This window comes from Denitrobacterium sp. (assembly GCF_056180635.1).
Genome location: NZ_JAZZJS010000039.1, coordinates 48,256 through 65,918 on the forward strand (window position 1 = coordinate 48,256; position 17,663 = coordinate 65,918).

Annotated in this window: 11 protein-coding genes, 2 tRNA genes and 1 other RNA gene; 2 read left to right on the plus strand and 12 right to left on the minus strand. The window is 60.0% G+C overall.

Annotated features, from left to right (window positions below; genetic code table 11):
- Nucleotide 1: 1 nt before the first annotated feature.
- The 7 genes from AC04P6_RS03315 to rdgB form a co-directional block, all read right to left on the minus strand.
- Nucleotides 2-673 carry a precorrin-2 dehydrogenase/sirohydrochlorin ferrochelatase family protein gene (locus AC04P6_RS03315; RefSeq protein ID WP_475565176.1) on the minus strand — a complete coding sequence of 224 codons (672 nt, stop codon included), beginning with the start codon at nt 671-673 and terminating at the stop codon, nt 2-4.
- A gap of 203 nt (nt 674-876) precedes the next feature.
- Nucleotides 877-1,839, minus strand: coding sequence for a substrate-binding periplasmic protein (locus AC04P6_RS03320; protein ID WP_475565177.1), 963 nt, complete (start codon nt 1,837-1,839; stop codon nt 877-879).
- Between the two features lie 318 nt (nt 1,840-2,157).
- A complete protein-coding gene (locus AC04P6_RS03325; protein WP_475565178.1) occupies nt 2,158-2,931 on the minus strand; it encodes a phosphoribosyltransferase family protein in 774 nt (257 codons plus the stop codon).
- 133 nt (nt 2,932-3,064) lie between these two features.
- Nucleotides 3,065-4,393, minus strand: a complete 1,329-nt coding sequence (locus tag AC04P6_RS03330; RefSeq protein ID WP_475565179.1) for a glycosyltransferase family 2 protein — start codon at nt 4,391-4,393, stop codon at nt 3,065-3,067.
- Between the two features lie 718 nt (nt 4,394-5,111).
- Nucleotides 5,112-5,185: transfer RNA gene (locus tag AC04P6_RS03335), tRNA-Gly, on the minus strand.
- Nucleotides 5,186-5,200: 15 nt separating this feature from the next.
- Nucleotides 5,201-5,277, minus strand: a tRNA-Pro gene (locus AC04P6_RS03340).
- A 27-nt stretch (nt 5,278-5,304) separates the two neighbouring features.
- Complete coding sequence (gene rdgB, locus AC04P6_RS03345) at nt 5,305-5,907, minus strand: RdgB/HAM1 family non-canonical purine NTP pyrophosphatase (RefSeq protein WP_475565180.1); 603 nt, start codon at nt 5,905-5,907, stop codon at nt 5,305-5,307.
- 140 nt (nt 5,908-6,047) lie between these two features.
- On the opposite strand from rdgB, the gene ssrA reads away from it, so the two are divergent.
- Nucleotides 6,048-6,415, plus strand: a transfer-messenger RNA (tmRNA) gene (gene ssrA, locus AC04P6_RS03350).
- 648 nt (nt 6,416-7,063) lie between these two features.
- On the opposite strand, the gene AC04P6_RS03355 is transcribed toward ssrA, so the two are convergent.
- On the minus strand, nt 7,064-7,945 hold the full coding sequence (locus AC04P6_RS03355) for a LysR family transcriptional regulator (RefSeq protein ID WP_475565181.1): 882 nt from the start codon (nt 7,943-7,945) through the stop codon (nt 7,064-7,066).
- Nucleotides 7,946-8,144: 199 nt separating this feature from the next.
- Between AC04P6_RS03355 and AC04P6_RS03360 the strand changes: the two genes are divergently transcribed.
- Nucleotides 8,145-9,884 carry an FAD-dependent oxidoreductase gene (locus AC04P6_RS03360; protein WP_475565182.1) on the plus strand — a complete coding sequence of 580 codons (1,740 nt, stop codon included), beginning with the start codon at nt 8,145-8,147 and terminating at the stop codon, nt 9,882-9,884.
- Between the two features lie 121 nt (nt 9,885-10,005).
- Here AC04P6_RS03360 and AC04P6_RS03365 read toward each other — a convergent pair whose 3' ends face one another.
- The 4 genes from AC04P6_RS03365 to glyS all read right to left on the minus strand — a co-directional run bounded on the left by AC04P6_RS03365 (nt 10,006) and on the right by glyS (nt 17,662).
- Entirely contained in the window at nt 10,006-11,571 is a 1,566-nt protein-coding gene (locus tag AC04P6_RS03365; protein ID WP_475565183.1) for an alanine/glycine:cation symporter family protein, read from the minus strand.
- A gap of 166 nt (nt 11,572-11,737) precedes the next feature.
- Nucleotides 11,738-14,452, minus strand: a complete 2,715-nt coding sequence (gene ppdK / locus AC04P6_RS03370; protein WP_475565184.1) for a pyruvate, phosphate dikinase — start codon at nt 14,450-14,452, stop codon at nt 11,738-11,740.
- Nucleotides 14,453-14,617: 165 nt separating this feature from the next.
- Nucleotides 14,618-15,517 carry a pyruvate, water dikinase regulatory protein gene (locus AC04P6_RS03375; protein WP_475565185.1) on the minus strand — a complete coding sequence of 300 codons (900 nt, stop codon included), beginning with the start codon at nt 15,515-15,517 and terminating at the stop codon, nt 14,618-14,620.
- Between the two features lie 54 nt (nt 15,518-15,571).
- Nucleotides 15,572-17,662, minus strand: coding sequence for a glycine--tRNA ligase subunit beta (gene glyS / locus AC04P6_RS03380; RefSeq protein WP_475565186.1), 2,091 nt, complete (start codon nt 17,660-17,662; stop codon nt 15,572-15,574).
- Nucleotide 17,663 lies beyond the last annotated feature (1 nt).

Genomic DNA, 17,663 nt, shown 5'->3' on the forward strand with positions numbered 1-17,663 from the left:
ATTAGCGCGCCTCCACAATCTCGCACGCCTGACGATACGCTTCCTCGGGGTCGATCACCTCGCCGGAAGCAATGCGTTCCCTCCAGCCAGCCGCGCTGGCGGCCTCGTAATAGGGGCGACGGTCTTCGTCGGAGCCGCTGATGCGCTCCTTCACCAAAAGACGAACATCACCCATGAGCTCGAGATACTCCCCCCAGCTGTCATCGAACTGACGCTCGAGGGAACGGCGGATGGACTTGGCTTCCGTAGGAGCCGTGCCCGACGTGGATACCGCAATGGTAAGCGGCCCACGGGAAACGATAGAGGGAACGATGAAATCGCATTCGGAAGGGACGTCGACGACGTTCATGAGGCATCCGATGCGGCGCGCCTCATCATGGCAGAGCTCGTTGACCTCGGGAACGCCGCACGCGCAGTACGCCATGCAGGAACCCGCGAGGTCGCCCTCTTCGTAGCAACGAAGGTCGAGCGCAATGGCGCCGGAATCGGCAAGCGACTGGATGGCATCGGTCACGCACGGGGAAACGACGCGAACGGAGGCTCCGCACGAAAGAAGGGTTTCGACCTTACGCTCCGCAACTTTGCCACCACCGATAACGACCGTGTTGCGGTCGGTTAGGTCGACGAAAACGGGATAGTAAGACGGACGGGAATAGTTTCGCGATTCACTCATGCGTACATGACCTCCAAATCCACTTCCTTACGCCACGGATTATAGCCCCGTTAGACGGACTCCCCCTTGAGCGATAGCCCTCGCAGACGCGATGAAAGTAAAACAAACAAAGATGACCCCACCTGCATGAAATCAGGTGGGGTCAATACTACGAATGGCGTATCTGATTACGAAATGGAAACGTTCCTGCTAAACGAGCGCTCTTATGCATCGGTTGCAGAGGCGCCTTCGGAGCTTTCGCTTTCGTCGGCCTGCACGGAATCGCCCGCGGACTTGTCTTCTTGCGTAGCGGTAGAAGCGCTGGTAGCAGCCGAGGAAGAGCCAGAACCCGAGGACTTGCGGGCGGCAGCGGACTGGTCGACGGTGCTAAGGTCGAGCGACGTGCCGAGCCACTTGGACTCGATGACGGAGATGGTTCCGTTATTCGAAAGCGTCTTCAACGCGGCAGCCACGGCGGACTGGAGCTCGGTGTTCGAATTCGAAATGCCAATGCTATAACCGCCGACCTTTTGGAGCACGCCAACGATATGGGCGTCGACATTGCTGGTGTAGGCAACGTAGGAACCAATAACGGCATCGGCGGCAACGTAGGTGGTCTTACCAGAGGAAAGGTCGGAGAACGCGGTCTTCAGGTCGGAAACGCTGGAGAGCGACGTGTCGCCGAACTGGTTGGCAACCTCCCAAGCGCTCATGGAGGAAGACTGGGCCTCGATGGTGGGCTTGGAGTCTTCGGCGGGCAGAGACGTGGCGGAAGACGTGGAGAACACCGAAACAGCCGTGGGCAGGTAGGAATCGGAAAGCCAGGCGGTCGTGGAGGAATCGCCCGTTTCCTGGTTCATGACGATATCGACGGAGCCATCTTCCAGCGCGCCTTCGGCGTCGCTACCCACATCAACGAGTTCCAGGCTGAGACCCATTTCGGTGGCAAGTGCGGCTGCGATGTCGATGTCGATGCCAACGAGCTTGCCGGAAACCTGCGTGGAGAACGGCGCGTTCGAAGAGTTCACGCCAACGCGCAGCTTGCCATCTTGGCCAATGGTGGGAACCGTAACGGTTGCGCTCTTCTTCGTGGGTTCGTACGAGGATTGGCTCTGGCATCCGCAAAGGAGCGTGCTAAGCGCGCACACGAGCATGAGTGCGAGACCTACCGAGACCCAACGTTTCATAGCTTAACCTTCCGTTTCGGCTCTACGTAAAGCTAATACGGCTGACCTAGTCTTTGCCCCCACACTCGCGCACTGGGGCTGAGCTATTCACCATCACCCTCTCGCCCGCGCGACGGTATGCCGCATGAAGTAAACGGACGGTGCGTCTTACGTCTAGAATGCGCCATGCTCACGGTGCCTTGCGACACGCGCTTACGTGGATCCTTTTGACCGCATCTGCCATGGAATAGGAACGCATCGTGCGTTCCGCAACTACAGCCCGTAAAAGCACTGGCTATTGTAGCAGAAGGGCGTATGGTCTAACCGCTTTGCGTAATATCAATATACGCGCGCGAACGTCGCGCAACGCACGCTCCCCACGCCGGCTTTTCGCAAAAGCAACGCCGCGGAAAGGAGCGTCGCCCCCGTGGTGAGCACATCGTCCACCAGAATGATGCTTCGCGGCAGCTCCACCGAAGTGCGCGCATCGAGCGAAAACGCATGCTCCATATTGGCGAAACGCGCCTCACGCGAAAGCTCGCGCTGGTCCTTGGCCAAAGGCGGAAGGAGCACGTTCGCATGCGGCAGGCCCAGAAGCGACGCCACCGCAGCTGCGAGCGATGCGCCATGGTCGAACCCGCGTGCGCGCCTGGCCTCGCGTGTCGCCGGAATGCCCGCAACCACAGCCCCTCCCCCAAGCCATTCAGCGGGAATGGCGCAGGCGATGGCATAGGCCATGTCGTTGGCAAGCCGCTGCTCTCCCCCGTCTTTATGCGTGCGCACGATACGGGCCGTGGCATCGGAGAAGACCGTGGCGCTCACGCACGACCCAATGGGCAGTTCGTCCAACCCACTACCACGCAGGCTCAGGGCGTTGCATTCAGTGCATTCCAACATGCCATAGGGCGCGCCGCAACGCGGACACGCCATCCACTGGTCGATATAGGGAAGCGCACGCCTACACGAGTCGCAGAGCACCGAACCCAAACGCTCGCACAAGACGCAGCGCGTGGGCCACACCGACTCCGCAATGCAAAGCGCAGCCGCCCTCGCGTAGCGACGCCACGTCGAATCGCACGGTGCGCAAGACGAGTGCTCACGCTCATGTTCCATTGCCGCTCCTTCCGCCTTCGAAATCGAGGTTACGAAGGCGGGGCGACAAGTCGATGGAAGAAAAGCCGCAGAAAGCAAACGGGGCCGTCGCGCATCAATCGCGCGACGGCCCCGTATCTCTAACGCAAAGCCCCTAGCGGGAAAGGACGCTTTCGCTTTCCTTGCCCTGAACCGTGGCGTATTCGCTCACGTTCACGGAGATGCTGTGCTTGATAGGCTTCCATTCCGGCTTCATGAACAGGGCCGCAATGGCAATGGGGATATACGTGATCATGAACAGGGGGAACGTGAACATGTACTTCACCTTGTTCTTCGACGACGTATGGATGTTATCCCACTCGGTGAACGTGGTAAGCACGCCGAAGAGGAACATGAAGAGCATGTAGTTCAGAATACAGAACATGATGGACGACGCGCTCGTTGCCACCATCTGGCCCGTGGACATGACGCCCGCGAAGGACAGACCGATGATAATGGCGTTGAACGTGATGGTGACCAGCGTGAGAAGCATGCCCGGGGCGATGGTCATGAGCATGTCGTAGCAGGCGAACTTGCGACCGCGCGGGTTCGTGAACATGCCCTTCACCAGACGCAGTCCGTAATGGCCGAACACCTGGTAGAAGCCCTTGGCCCAGCGCTCGCGCTGACGCCACGAGTCGCGGAACGTGATGGGCTGTTCGTCGTAGAGAACGGCCGTGGGGCAATATGCGATGCGCCCGCCCTCGCAGATGGTGCTGGTGGAGAACTCGATGTCCTCGGTGAGCAGATGCCCCTTCCAGCCGCCGGTCTTGGCAAGAACCTCGGCCGCGATGAAGAAGCCCGTACCAGAAACGGCGCAGCTGGTGTTCAGCGTGAGGCGGCTCTGGTTCAGGTACTTCGCCTCGCGCAGGAACCACACGCCATAGCCAGCCGAGATCCAGTTGCTGTCGAAGTTCTTGGAGTTGCGGTAGCTCGTGGAGGCGATGGCGCCCGAGTCGAACGTGTTGTTCATCTCGCGGAAGTAGTTCACGTCGAGCACGTTGTCGGCGTCGAACACGAAGTAGGCCTCGTAGCCCTTGTCGCCGTAGTAACGCTGGATGTTCTGGTAGCCATAATCGAGCGCGTAGCCCTTGCCGCGCAGCTCGGTGTTCTCGCGCTCGAACACGTGAGCGCCCGCCGTACGGGCGATTTCAGCCGTGTCGTCGGTGCAATTATCGGCGATAACGAACACGTCGATAAGCTCCTGAGGATAATTCTGAACGCGGATGCTGTGGATGAGGTCGGCGATAACGGCGGCCTCGTTGCGTGCCGAGACAAGCACGGCATACCGGTGATTCTTCTTCGCTACGTGTGCAGGCGGCTTACGCGTAAGCGTGACGAGCACGTAATAGAGCTGATAGGCGTAGCAAACAGTGAACGTGATAAAAACGCAGAAGTTGAAGATATCGACGAACGATAACTGAGAAAACAACTCGTCTAACACGAACCCTCCTTTTAGCTTTCTATGCAAACGTGCTAATTATAGGAACAATTCCAGCCTTAAACCTTACAAATCCGTCAGTTAGAAGCATTTTCCCAGTTCAGCAAAGCCCACTACCCCCATAATCACGCTTCGCACCACACCGTCTCCATAGACGAGGCGCCCCACCCCACATCATGTACACAGGCCAAACCCTAGACGGGCCTGATGGTGCATGTCCCTCTGGACGCCTGCACGCTAAAATCCAAAACGACTTGAAGGCACCCTGAATCACAGCCCTGAAAGCTGATCGAGGAGATCCCAGCTGCGACAAGACCAGACAACACACGAACAAAGAGGAGGTTGCAGGCGTGGTCGGGGTTGCCCCACGGGGCATTGTGAAAGCTAACCCAAGCGCAAGTAAAAACATGATCCAGCGCAGCGCACGAGCCCGCTTGCGGGCGAGCAGCGGAGCGATGCCCGTGGGGCAACCCCGACCACGCCAGGGAATGAGAAACGCCCACCGATTGGTGAGCGTTGCTGAAATCGATCTGGAGCGGGTGACGGGCTCCGGCATCCGCTGCGCGGATCCCGACCCCTCCCTCGCAGGCTCGGTCGGGCGAAACGCTACGGACGCCTCACTGGGGCGTCCGCTTAACGCGTTTCCACCTCATCGGTTCGATTCCCTACGCCCGAAAGCAAAACAACGCCCACCGATTGGTGAGCGTTGCTGAAATCGATCTGGAGCGGGTGACGGGAATCGAACCCGCGTTATCAGCTTGGAAGGCTGAAGTTCTACCATTGAACCACACCCGCAATATGTTCGGCTGCTGGTCGGGACGACAGGATTTGAACCTGCGACATCCTGCTCCCAAAGCAGGCGCGCTACCGAACTGCGCCACGTCCCGCCTCTGCAGCTTGGTCATTATAGCAGACTATTGCAGCGTTTCAGAAATTTTCTTCCGCAATGCACGAAGCGCATTTCCGCGGTGCGACACGCTGTTTTTCTGCGCCTGAGACACCTGGGCGAGCGTAAGTTCGCCGCCAAACTCATCGGGAATGAACAGCGGGTCGTAGCCGAAGCCCTCGCTTCCCCGCTCCTCGTATCCGATCTTTCCCTCGATGGTTCCACGGGCCACAAGCTCGCTACCATCCTCGTCGATGAAGACGAGCGTGCAGACAAAGCGCGCGGTGCGCTTCTCATCGGGGACGTCGGCAAGGTCCGCAAGCAGCTTGGCGTTGTTAGCGGCGTCGTTGCCATGTTCGCCGGCGTAGCGCGACGAATACACGCCCGGGGCGCCATCGAGCGCATCCACTTCCAGCCCAGAATCGTCGGCAAGCACTGCCGCGCCCGAAAGCTCGTGGGCAGCCTGCGCTTTGATGCGGGCGTTCCCCAGAAACGTATCAGCATCTTCCTCGGGATCGGAATCGAGTCCGGCCTGGCGGAGCGTCTTGAACTCCCAGCCTTCGAAATCGAGGGCCGTTTCGATTTCCTCGACCTTGTGGGCGTTGTTGCTGGCGATAATGACTTGCTTCATGCGCTACTCCTCACGTGAATGCCTACAGTATACGCCCGCGCGCCATGCGGAAATCAGGCCAGGAACAGCACATCCATCCCCAATACACGGGTGCTTGATTGATGGGGCCGCAGCACGTACAATAAGTGACCACCTCTTTTGGGGGCGACTGGTTTCGACATGGTAGGTTCGAACCGGGAAGCAAGCCGTGGTCTCCTCGCCACGTTAAACAGGGGTACCGTCAAATTTAATTGACAACAAATCTTTCTCTGGGCAGTACGCCCTCGCTGCTTAATTTAACGCAGCGCGTCAAAGTTGGGCGCTTCCCTCGGCCCTTCCGCGATGTCACATTAGGGGGATGCATCCGCGCACGTAATCGGTATGGCGCACGATAAAGATTGAACCGATTAGGCGAAGACGATGTTCGTCGACGAGCAAATCTTCGCTGAAGCCTTTTCGCCGACTAAGCTTGTAGCGTCCTGGGGACTGTCTAGTATGGACCGGAGTTCGATTCTCCGCGCCTCCACCACGTACCACGAAGGCCGCGCATGCGGCCTTCTTCATAATGCGCTCCGGCGCGGAGAATGCGGCTCGGCTCACGCCTCACCGCCTTCGCGCTGAAAACGATCATCGATCGTTTTCGCGGGGCATGCGCCCCGCCGCGCGAACCCCCTTGCCTCCACCATAGACAACAGGCTGGTAGCACCCGCTACCAGCCTTTTTCTTTTTCCATGCCGTTACGGAGAATCGAACTCATTGGAGTGGAAACGCGTCAATCGAACGCCCCAGCAGAATCCACCAACGCGGACGGGCGAAGCGATGCCCGCCGGCCCGAACCTACTCGCGGGAGCCAATCGTTCGCCACAGGCGAACGGAGGCCCCAAATAAAAGCCCCAATAAAGGTTTAAAGTAGGCCTCTCAGCCGACGGGTAGCCCTGCTCCTGCCTGCCTCTCGAGGCACTCTGAAATCAAACAAACGCGCTACGTTCGGGATGCCCGTGGAGAGCGGGAGGCGAAGCCTCTCGTAGATCCACGGGCATCCCGAACAGCGCAAAGTAAAAGCATGAAGCAGCGCAGCGCACGAGCGTAGGTTTCGGCCCATGCGGGGCCGAAACCACGCGAGCAGCGGAGCGGTGCTCGAGAGGCAGGCAGGAGCAGGGCGCGCAGGAGGATGCAGCTACTCTGCCCAATCCCAGAAGATCTTCGCGGACGATGCTGCGGGCACGTCTTTGCGCATAATGGCGTACGTGCCGAACGAGGCGGAACCCGGGAACACGAGGGGACGCACGACGCGGTTATACTTCAGCAAATCGGGCGCCACATGCGGGAAGCAGAAATACATTGCCTGACTCGACTGAGCCGACTGCATGAGCATGTCAGAATCGGACGTGGTAAGCACGATATCGGGGTGGACGCCCACAGCCTTGCACTCCTCGACGAAGAAGCGATGCAGATGATTGCGCTTCCCGAACGTAACGAAGGGCTGGCCATCCAGATCCTGAAGATGGAGTTCGGTCTTATCCGCCAAATCACTAGATAGAGGCACGGAAATATAGAAGCCCGACTGCACGAGGAGCTTATGATCGAACGCTCCCAGAAACTCGGGGTTGGAACCCACGATGCCGATATCGACTTCCGATTCCGATACAAGGTCGAGAACGGTTTCCGTGGGCACTTCCTCCACATACAAGCGCATGTTGGAAAACTGCGAGCGGAATTGCTCGAGATAGCCGTCGGGCAGCGAAATGAGCGTGCCATGCCCCAAGGCAATCGAAAGAGACACCTTGCGCTGAGAAGCGTCGGAATGGGGCACGAAACGACCCTCGAGCCTGCGGTACGAATCGATGACAGGCGCCGCTTCGGCATAGAGGCTCGTCCCCACCTCGGTGGGGTGCACACGACCATTGCGCACGAATACCAGCCTGTCACCCAACTCGTTTTCGAGATTTTTTACAGCCTTGCTGAGTGCCTGACGTGTGACAAACAGCTCATCGGCTGCCCTGGTGAAACTCCCTTTTCGTACCAGGGTGGAATAGTATTCCAACTGCCGTATATCCATGGATATCCCTCCTCAAGCAGCTGTAATGCCCACATGATAGTGCATTTCCGTTACAACGCAAACTCAATCGGCGACAAGCGAAATCAAGTTGCCGGGCGGTAAAACATAGCTGCATAGGAATAGTCTCCATGAAGAATACACTTAAAAGACCCGTTGAGGGACGGGTCCTGGCACACAATCGATTTCCATAGGAGGGAAAATGGGAGAGCCAAGGGATTTTTCACGTCGTTCATTCTTCAAGATGGGTGCACTGGGCGCAGCGGGCGCCGCAGCCGCCGGCCTGGCAGGTTGCGCGTCGCCATCGGGTTCCAAGAAAACGGAAGCCGTCGCTTCGGGCGAAGTCGCATCGGCTGATGCGGTCCTCAGCCTCACCGATGGAATGCCCAAATGGTCGTTCATGATTCCGCCCGAGCCCATTGCCGATAGCAGCATCAGCGAGACGATCGAAAACGACATCATCATCGTTGGCGGCGGCATGTCCGGTTTCACCACGGCCGTTTCCGCCGCTGAAAAGGGCGCGAGCGTAACGCTCTTCTCGGCCGCAAGCGCCCCCATTTCGCGTGGCGGCTCGAACTTCGCCCGCAACTCCAAGGTCATGGAAGAGCTGGGCATCACCCCGTTCGACCCCGTTCCATTCTTCTACCACGAGATGCGCGCCGCCTCGTTCGCCATCGACCAGCCCAAGTGGATGCGCGGCTACAATAACTCCGAAGAGGCCATGAACTGGATGATCGACATTGCCCGCGCAAGCGGGCTGGAAGTCATCATGGAGCGCGACAACTCCTTCGACATGGGCCCGAACTACGCTCACGCATTCTCGACCATGGGCAATTCCTCGATGGTTTCCACCGGCCAACAGGGCGCCGTGGAAGCGCTCGAGGCAAAGGCCAAGGAATATGGCGTGCAGATCATCTACGACACCAAAGCCGAGCAGCTCATCCGCGAAGACAACAACAAGGGCCGCGTAACCGGCGTCATCGCCTCGAAGATGAGCGACGGCAGCTACGTGAAGTTCGTGGCCAAGAAGGCCGTCGTACTGGCAACGGGCGACTTCTCGAGCAACAAGGAAATGCTTGCCGCCTACTGCCCGCAGGTTCTGCCCCTGGTTGGCTACGAGCAGGGCGAAATCGACTACAACACCAGCTTCAACCTCACCGGCATCTACGGCGGCGACGGCCAGAAGATGGGTCTGTGGATTGGCGCCGCTTGGCAGCACGCCTACCCCAACGCCCCGATGATGCAGGGCGCATGGGGCGGCAGCCACGAACCCTGCGGCTTCCACATGGGCCTGAACGTGAACACGAAGACCGAGCGCTACCAGCGCGAGGACATCTCCTCGCCCTACAGCTCCAACCACCTGCTCTCGCAGCCCGGTAACGTTGCATACGGCATCTGGACCAAGAATTACCCCGAGGAAATCATGGCAAAGGGCCATGAGTGGTACACGTTCGGCATGGACTACACGCTTCCCTCCCTCACCCCCGAAGAGCTCGTGAAGGTGTGGGACGACGGAGTTGCCACCGGCAAGTACTTCAAGGCCGACACGCTCGATGACCTCGCCAAGCAGCTCAACCTCGACGCCACGAAGCTCAAGGCCGTCGTGAAGCGCTACAACGAGCTCTGCGACCTGGGCGTTGACGAGGACTTCCACAAGAACCCCGACTTCCTGGTGAAGATTGACGAAGCGGGCCCGTTCTACGCTTCCCAGAACTACGCCATGTTCATGACCGTCATGGGCGGCCTGCGCACGAGCGTGAACATGGAAGTCTGCGACGAGAAGGACGAGCCCATCCCCGGCCTGTTCAACGTAGGCGCCATGATTGGCGACATGTACGCGAACACCTACAACTTCGCCATCCCCGGAAATAGCTACGGCATAAACTGCCTGACGTTCGGCTACCTGCTTGGTCGCGACCTCGCGGCTGGCAAATTCGACTAAGCCCTTTCCACCACTTCAAAGCCGGGCGGGCCCCTCCCCTCGCCCGGCTTTACTATGCCCAAAACAAAGAGCCGAAGAACGATAGCGTCCTTCGGCTCTACACTTCTATGCGAAATGCGAGCTAGTGCAGCATTTCCTCTACCTGGTGACGCATCTTGGCGTCTTCGGAAAGGCCACCGCGCTTGGCATCTTCCGCCAGCTCGTCGCGCGTTTCATGCCAGCATTCGGTCTTTGGAAGGCCGGGAATGCTGGAGGCAAGGAAGACCGGGTTCAACCCCTGCTTCTTCTGCGCTTCGTAGTCGGTGAGAGCCTTGATAGCCCAACCACCCAGCAGGAAGAGGGCGACGAGGTTCACGAATGCCTGGAAGCCCATGAAGATATCCGCCGCGTTCCACACTAGGTCGAAGCCTGCCTGGGCGCCCCAGAAGACCGTAACCACACAGATCAGGCGGAATACGAGGATGACCCACTTGTTCTGACTGATGAAGCGGATGTTGCTTTCTGCATAGTAGTAGTTGCCCAGCAGGCTGGAGAACGCGAACAGGAAGATGCTGAACGTAATGAAGTTCACGCCGAAATCGCCCAGCGAGTAGCGCAGTGCTTCCTGCACGAGCGGCATGCCCGTAAGGACGGCGCCCGTGTGCGGATTCACGAACGAGGTGATGTTCGTAACGGGGTCGACGACGGTTTCCAATCCGCCGCCCACGTAGAACACCAGGATCATCATACCCGTGCAGGTGCAGATGATCATCGTATCGATGAACACGGAAAACGTCTGGACGAGGCCCTGCTTCACGGGATGCGACACGGAAGCGGAAGCCGCGGCGTTAGGAGCGGAACCCATGCCAGCTTCGTTGCTGTACAGGCCACGCTTGATGCCCCAGGAGACCACCGAGCCGGCGAAACCACCCGCGAAGGAGCGGAAGTCGAACGCGGAAGAGCAGATAAGGCCAAACACGGCGGGGATGTCGCCCGCATGCATGAAGGTGACGATAACGGCGATAACGAGGTACGACGCCGCCATGATGGGAACGATGATGCTGGTGAGGAAGCTCACGCGCGAACCACCACCAAAAATGCTCATGGCCATGAACGCAGCGATGAGCAGCGCAACCCAGATGACCACGTCGCTCTGGAAGTAGTCGGGCATGTACACCTCGAGCGTGCTGGAAGCGTTATATGCCTGAAGCGCGTTGAAGCCGAACGCGAAGCACACGATGAGCGATACGGCGAACACAACGCCCAGCCAATGCTTGCCCAGGCCCTGCTGGATGTAATACGCCGGGCCGCCGCGGAAGGAGCCATCTTCGTTCTTCACCTTCCAGATCTGCGCGAGCGTTGATTCCACGAAGGCGGAAGCCGCACCGATGGTGGCCATGATCCACATCCACATGAGGGCACCCGGGCCGCCAAAGGCGATAGCCGTGGAAACGCCTGCAATATTGCCGGTGCCAACACGGCTGGCTGTGGAAAGCATAAGCGCCTGGAACGACGAGGCGGTGGACGTGCCCTCGTTGTACTTCTGCTCGGTGATGGACTTGATCATGTCCTTGAGCAGGCGAATCTGAACCCCCTTCGTGCGAATGGTGAAGAGGACGCCCGAAACGACGAGCATGATGATGAGAATGTACGTGTACATGAACGTATCGATGTCGCCCGTAATGGCAACCAGCGAATCCATATCCATGCACTCCCTCCTTCCCGTACCCTCTCGCCGAGCTTTCCCAGAGGGAAACACCGGCGGGAGGGAACCAAACTCCCTACAGATACAGACTACAGAATAGCAGTACTGGCCCCCTGCCGAAAGAAGCAGGGAGCCAGTACGAAAAGCGTATGGCTAATGCGCGAGGCGCTTACTTAGCGAGCGCAGCCTGAGCGGCAGCCAGACGTGCAACCGGCACGCGGTAAGGCGAGCAGGAAACATAGTCGGGACCGATCTTGGCGAACTTCATGATGGACTCGGGATCGCCACCATGCTCGCCGCAAACGCCGAGCTTCAGAGCGGGGTTCGTGGAACGGCCCTTCTCGCAGCCCATCTTCACCAGTTCGGCAACGCCATCGTCGAGCGTGGCGAACGGATTGCGCTTCAGCAGGTGCTGCTCCATGTAAGCGGGCAGGAACTTGGCCTCTGCGTCGTCGCGGCTGAAGCCGAGCGTGGTCTGCGTGAGGTCGTTGGTGCCGAAGCTGAAGAAGTCAGCGTGCTTGGCGATCTTGTCGGCGATGACGGCAGCGCGAGGCAGCTCGATCATGGTGCCGATCTTGATGTCGAGCTCGACGCCCTCTTCGGCGGCGACGGCGGCAACGAAGCCCTCGGCCTTTTCGCGGAGCGTTTCGATTTCGCTCTCGAAGGCTACCAGCGGGATCATGATTTCGGGCTGGGGATTCAGGCCTTCCTTCTTCAGGCGGGCAGCAGCCGTGGCAATGGCGCGAACCTGCATTTCGGGCAGCTGCGGGAAGAGGATGGACAGACGGCAGCCGCGCAGACCCAGCATGGGGTTAGCTTCGGCCCAACCATCGATCTGAGCCATGAGGTTGCGCTTAGCGGCGATTTCGTCGGCGCTGGCACCCTGCTCTTCCATGCGGGCAATGGCAACGTCGAGTGCGCGGGGGCTCTCGAGGAACTCATGCAGCGGCGGATCGAGCAGGCGCACGATGACGGGCAGGCCGTCCATGGCGCGGAACATGCCCAGGAAGTCGCCGGTCTGCAGCTCGCCGAGCTGCTTGACGCATTCGGCACGAACTTCCTCGTTCTCGTCGAGGATGAACTTCTGGATGATCTGCTTGCGGTCGCCCAGGAACATGTGCTCGGTGCGGCACAGGCCAATGCCTTCGGCGCCGAACTTGCGGGACAGCTCTGCGTCCTCGGGGTTGTCGGCGTTAGCGCGAACACCAAGCTCGCGGATTTCGTCGGCCCACTCGAGGATGGTGTCGAGGTCGCCGGTGAGCTCGGGCATAACCAGGTCGACAGCGCCCTTCACGACGATACCGGTGGTGCCGTCGATGGAGATCATGTCGCCCTCGTGGAGCACGACATCGGTGCCGGAAACGACGATTTCCTTCTTTTCGGCATCGATCTTCAGGGCGTCTACGCCGCAGACGCAGGGAGCGCCCATGCCACGAGCGATAACGGCAGCGTGGCTCGTCTTGCCACCATGGCTGGTGAGAATGCCCTCGGCGGCAATCATGCCGGCCAGGTCGTCGGGGTTGGTTTCCCAGCGAACGAGAACGCACTTGCGGCCCTCTTCGGACACGCGCACGGCGTCTTCGCTGCTGAAGACAACTTCGCCAACGGCAGCGCCGGGGCTTGCGTTCAGGCCCTTGGCGAGCACGTCGTAGGAAGCGCTCTTATCGAACTGGGGATGGAGCAGCTGGTCGAGCTGTTCGGGCTCGACGCGGGAAACGGCCTCTTCCTTGGAAATCAGGCCTTCCTTCTCCATGTCGATGGCGATGTGCAGCGCAGCGGCGGCGGTACGCTTGCCAACGCGGGTCTGAAGCATGTAGAGCTTGCCCTGCTCGATGGTGAACTCGATGTCCATCATGTCGCGGAAGTGGTTTTCCAGAAGCACGAAGACGTCTTCGAGTTCCTGACCAGCCTCTTCCAGGCCCGGGGTGTGCTTGAGCTCGGAGATGGGGCTCGTGTTGCGGATGCCGGCCACGACGTCTTCGCCCTGGGCGTTCACCAGGTAGTCGCCGTAGAATTCCTTGGCGCCATTGGCGGCGTTACGGGTGAAGGCAACGCCCGTGGCGGACGTGTTGCCCTTGTTGCCGAACACCATGCACTGCACGTTGACGGCGGTGCCCATGTTGTCGTCGATCTTGTTCTGCTTGCGGTACAGAACGGCACGGGGGTTATCCCAGCTGCCGAATACGGCTTCGATGGCCAGCTTCAGCTGGGTCTTCGGGTCCTGCGGGAAGACGGCGACGCCGTCCTGGGCGAGGTCGGGATAGGCGGCGATGTCGACGTTCTCGCTGAAGATGCGCTTGAACTCGGCCACGAGCTCCTGCAGGTCTTCCGCGGTGAGGTCGGTATCGCTCTTCACACCACGTTCGTTCTTCTTGATGGTGATGGCGTTCTCGAACAGATCGCCGTCGAGGCCCATAACCACGTTGCTGAACATCTGGATGAAGCGGCGGTAGGAGTCCCATGCAAAGCGGGGGTTCTCCGTCTGCTCGATGAGGCCGTTGATGGACTCGTCATTCAGACCAAGGTTGAGCACCGTGTCCATCATGCCGGGCATGGAGATGGGTGCGCCGGAACGGACGGAAACGAGCAGAGGGTCTTTCGGATCGCCGATCTTCTTGCCCACGCGCTGCTCGAGGTCTTCGCGGTACTGGCGGATGGTGTCAAGCGCGCCCTCGGGCCATACGTTACCAGCGTTGGAATATTCCATGCAGGTCTGGCAGGTGATGGTGAAACCAGGAGGCACCGGGAGGCCGATATTAGCCATCTCGGCGAGGTTGGCACCCTTGCCACCCAGCTGCGCCTTCATGCTTGTATTGCCCTCGGTTACATTCTTGCCGTCAGCATCCTTGCCGAATGCATAGACGCGCTTCACTTCTTCGGTCACTTTTACTCCTTATTCGCGACGTTCTAAAAGTCTCTCCCCTGCGTGTAACTCCGAAATCGCAAGAGAGCACGTCAATAATAACGCAACGAAAAGATACGGCACGCATTATGACAAAATGCGTACAATGGCACCGCTAAACGGCACGTTGCCTACGTGGTGAAACGTCTAGATGGTGGGCCCGGGAAGCGCCTGCGGCTTGACGCGCGGATGGCTTAGCTCGAAATACCTGAGAATCTCCTGGGCGGTTTCCTCGACGGCGCGGTTTTCGGTGTGGATGACGATGCAGCCCAGCTTGCGCATGAACGCGCGGGCCTCGTCGAGGTCCTCCACGACCTGCTCCGGGTCGGCGTAGTCGGAAGCGACGGCGATGGCGCGACCCAGGCGCTTGCGCCTGACGTTCACCAGCACATCCGGCGTGGTCATGAGGCCGAATAGGCGCGTCGTATCGACGTCGAAAAGCTCGCGCGGGGGCTCGCTCTGCAAATCGAGCGGCACGTTGCTCACGCGATAGCCTTCCTGGGAAAGGTAGATGGAAATGGGCGTCTTGCCGCAGCGCGAAACGCCCAGAATGACGATATCGGCCTTGGTGAGGTCTTGCGGATTGCGCCCATCGTCGTGTTCGATGGTGAATTCGATGGCGTCAATGCGATGGAAGTATCGCTCGTCGGTTACGTGCAGCTCGCCCGGCTCGAAGCTGGGCTCCATGCCGCTGACCTTCTTGATGGACGCCACAGCCTCGGTCATGAGGTCGACGGCGGCGAATTCGGGATGCACTTCGAAGAAGAGGCGCAACTGCGCCAGTACCTCGGCATCGATGATGGTGTAGAGCACCACCATGCTGGGGTCGCCGTAGAGCTGCTTGTGGTATTCGGAATGCTTCAGCAGGTAATCGCGAATCTCCTCGAACGAGCGCACGTTCGGCAGAAGCTCCACGCGCGGTTCCGTTTCCCCGAACTGGGCCGCTGCGGCGCGAGCGATGGCGGAAGCGGTGGTGCCCACCGAGTCGCTGATGACGTGAATGGTGGGTATGGAGGACTTTTCAGCGCCGTATTGAATAGTCTCCATGGTTCTCCTCCCAAAATGAGGCGCGCCCCGCAGGGCGCGCCGAAAAGTCGTTGCTTATCGAGCCGCTTTCGCCAGTTTACCGAAGTCGGCGACGCCTGCGAACGCCGTGACGAACTTGTTGAGCAGTCGCAAACGATTGCCCCGCAGGTTCTCCTCCTCGGCCATGACCATGACGGCCTCGAAGAATGCGTCGATGGGACCACGCAGCGAGGCGAGCTGCTTCAGAGCGGCCTCGTAATCGCCCGCGGCCAGAAGGCCCGGGATTGCGGCGGAAACCTCGTCGATGGCGGAGTCGAGCACCGATTCCTCGCTCTGGAACAGCGAGGCGTCGACGTCGATGCCCAGAGATTCGTCGCGCAGGTTGTTCGCCCTGTCGTAGGCGATGGCCAGATCGGCCATGACCTCGGGCATGCCATTGCGGGCGTCTTCCAGAGCACGCGTGCGCTTGATGATGATGGCCGGTTCCGTAACGCCCGCGGCGAGCACCGCATCGATGGCGTCGGCGGAGGCACCGCCATCGCGTAGGATGACCTTGGTGCGCGTGACGAAGAAGTCGACGACCGCTTCGCGCACGGAATCGCGATCGAATTCCACGCCCTGTGCGGCGAATTCGTTCAACGAGAAATCGATGGCAGCATCGAGCGACACGGGAAGGCCCGCCTCGAGCATGCCCACGATGCCGATGGCGCTACGACGAAGCGCGAACGGGTCGGAAGAACCCGTGGGCCCCTGGTTGACGGCAAACAGACCGCAGATGGTGTCAAGCTTGTCGGCAAAGGCCACGAGCTTGCCCACCGTGGTATCGGGAGCGGCATCGCCTGCGAAACGGGGCTGGTAGTGCTGGCCGATGGCCTGCGCGACCTGCGGGGTTTCGCCAGAGGCGAGCGCATAGTAGCTTCCCATGATGCCCTGGACGCTCGTGAACTCGATTACCGCATTGGTAACGAGGTCGGCCTTGCAGAGGTAGGCGGCACGCGTGAGGTCGCGGGCGTCTTCCTGGGAGAGCTTCGCGTCTTCGGCCAGATGGCCGGCAAGGGCGGAAAGGCGCTGGGCCTTGGCGCGCACCGTGCCAAGGGACTCCTGGAACACCACGGCGTCGAGCTTCTCGACGTAGGACTCAAGCGAGTTCTTCAGGTCCTCCTCGTAGAAGAACTTGGCGTCGGAGAGGCGCGCGCGGACAACGCGCTCGTTGCCGTCGGCGATGGTGGCGCTGCACGCCGGGTCGCCGTTGGAAACGATGATGAAGTTGTTCGTGAGCTTGCCAGCCTCGTCGTACAGCGGGAAATAGCGCTGGTGCATGAGCATGGCGTCGACGATGATTTCCTCGGGAACCTGCAGGAACTCCTCGTCGAACACGCCGCGCAGGGGCGTGGGATATTCGGAGAGGTTTACCACTTCGAGCAGCGTCTTGGCGGGAAGCTCGGCCTTGCAGCCCGTTTCGGCTTCGATTGCGGAAACGCCCTCGCGGATGATCTGCTCGCGTTCCGCCTGCGACGGAACGACGTACGCGTCACGAACCACGTCGATGAGGTTCGCGGCGGTATCGACCGCATGCTCGCCAGGGGCAAGCACGCGATGGCCCATCGTGGTGTTGCCGGAAGTGGCACCGGCAAACGACACGGGAATGACCTCGTTGTCGAGCATGGCGCAAATCCAGCGCACGGGGCGCACGAAGTAGTCGCGATACGACGCCCAGCGGCAGCTACGCGGCCACTTCAGCATGGTGATGAACTCGGAAAGAATGCCCGGCAGAAGGCCGATGATGGGCGTAGCGGGGATTTCCTTCGTGGCGTAGACGTATTCCACGCCGCCTTCGTCGCGACGCTCCAGCGCATCGGGCGTAAGGCCCTTGCCACGCGCGAAGCCAATGGCAGCCTTCGTGGGGTTGCCGTCGGCGTCGAAGGCGATCTTGGCCGCAGGGCCGCGATACTCCTCGCGCAGCGCCTCGGTGGCTTCGGGCAAGCCGTAGCCCATCACGATGATGCGGCGCGGGCTGGTGTAAATCTCGAATTTGTCGAACGAGATGCGCGCGTTCTGGAACGCTTCCGGAACGGCCTTCTCGAGCTGCTTACGTGCGGAATCGAGGTCGAATGCGGGAATTTCCTCTACGCCGATCTCGAAGGCGAGCGTTTTCGTGTTCGCCATG

Bases quoted from the DNA above. Each gene is read 5' to 3' on its own strand.
- AC04P6_RS03315 (WP_475565176.1), bottom strand. From the start codon at position 673: ATGAGTGAATCGCGAAACTATTCCCGTCCGTCTTACTATCCCGTTTTC.
- AC04P6_RS03320 (WP_475565177.1), bottom strand. From the start codon at position 1,839: ATGAAACGTTGGGTCTCGGTAGGTCTCGCACTCATGCTCGTGTGCGCG.
- AC04P6_RS03325 (WP_475565178.1), bottom strand. From the start codon at position 2,931: ATGGAACATGAGCGTGAGCACTCGTCTTGCGCACCGTGCGATTCGACG.
- rdgB (WP_475565180.1), bottom strand. From the start codon at position 5,907: ATGAAGCAAGTCATTATCGCCAGCAACAACGCCCACAAGGTCGAGGAA.
- AC04P6_RS03355 (WP_475565181.1), bottom strand. From the start codon at position 7,945: ATGGATATACGGCAGTTGGAATACTATTCCACCCTGGTACGAAAAGGG.
- AC04P6_RS03360 (WP_475565182.1), top strand. From the start codon at position 8,145: ATGGGAGAGCCAAGGGATTTTTCACGTCGTTCATTCTTCAAGATGGGT.
- AC04P6_RS03365 (WP_475565183.1), bottom strand. From the start codon at position 11,571: ATGGATATGGATTCGCTGGTTGCCATTACGGGCGACATCGATACGTTC.
- AC04P6_RS03375 (WP_475565185.1), bottom strand. From the start codon at position 15,517: ATGGAGACTATTCAATACGGCGCTGAAAAGTCCTCCATACCCACCATT.
- glyS (WP_475565186.1), bottom strand. From the start codon at position 17,662: ATGGCGAACACGAAAACGCTCGCCTTCGAGATCGGCGTAGAGGAAATT.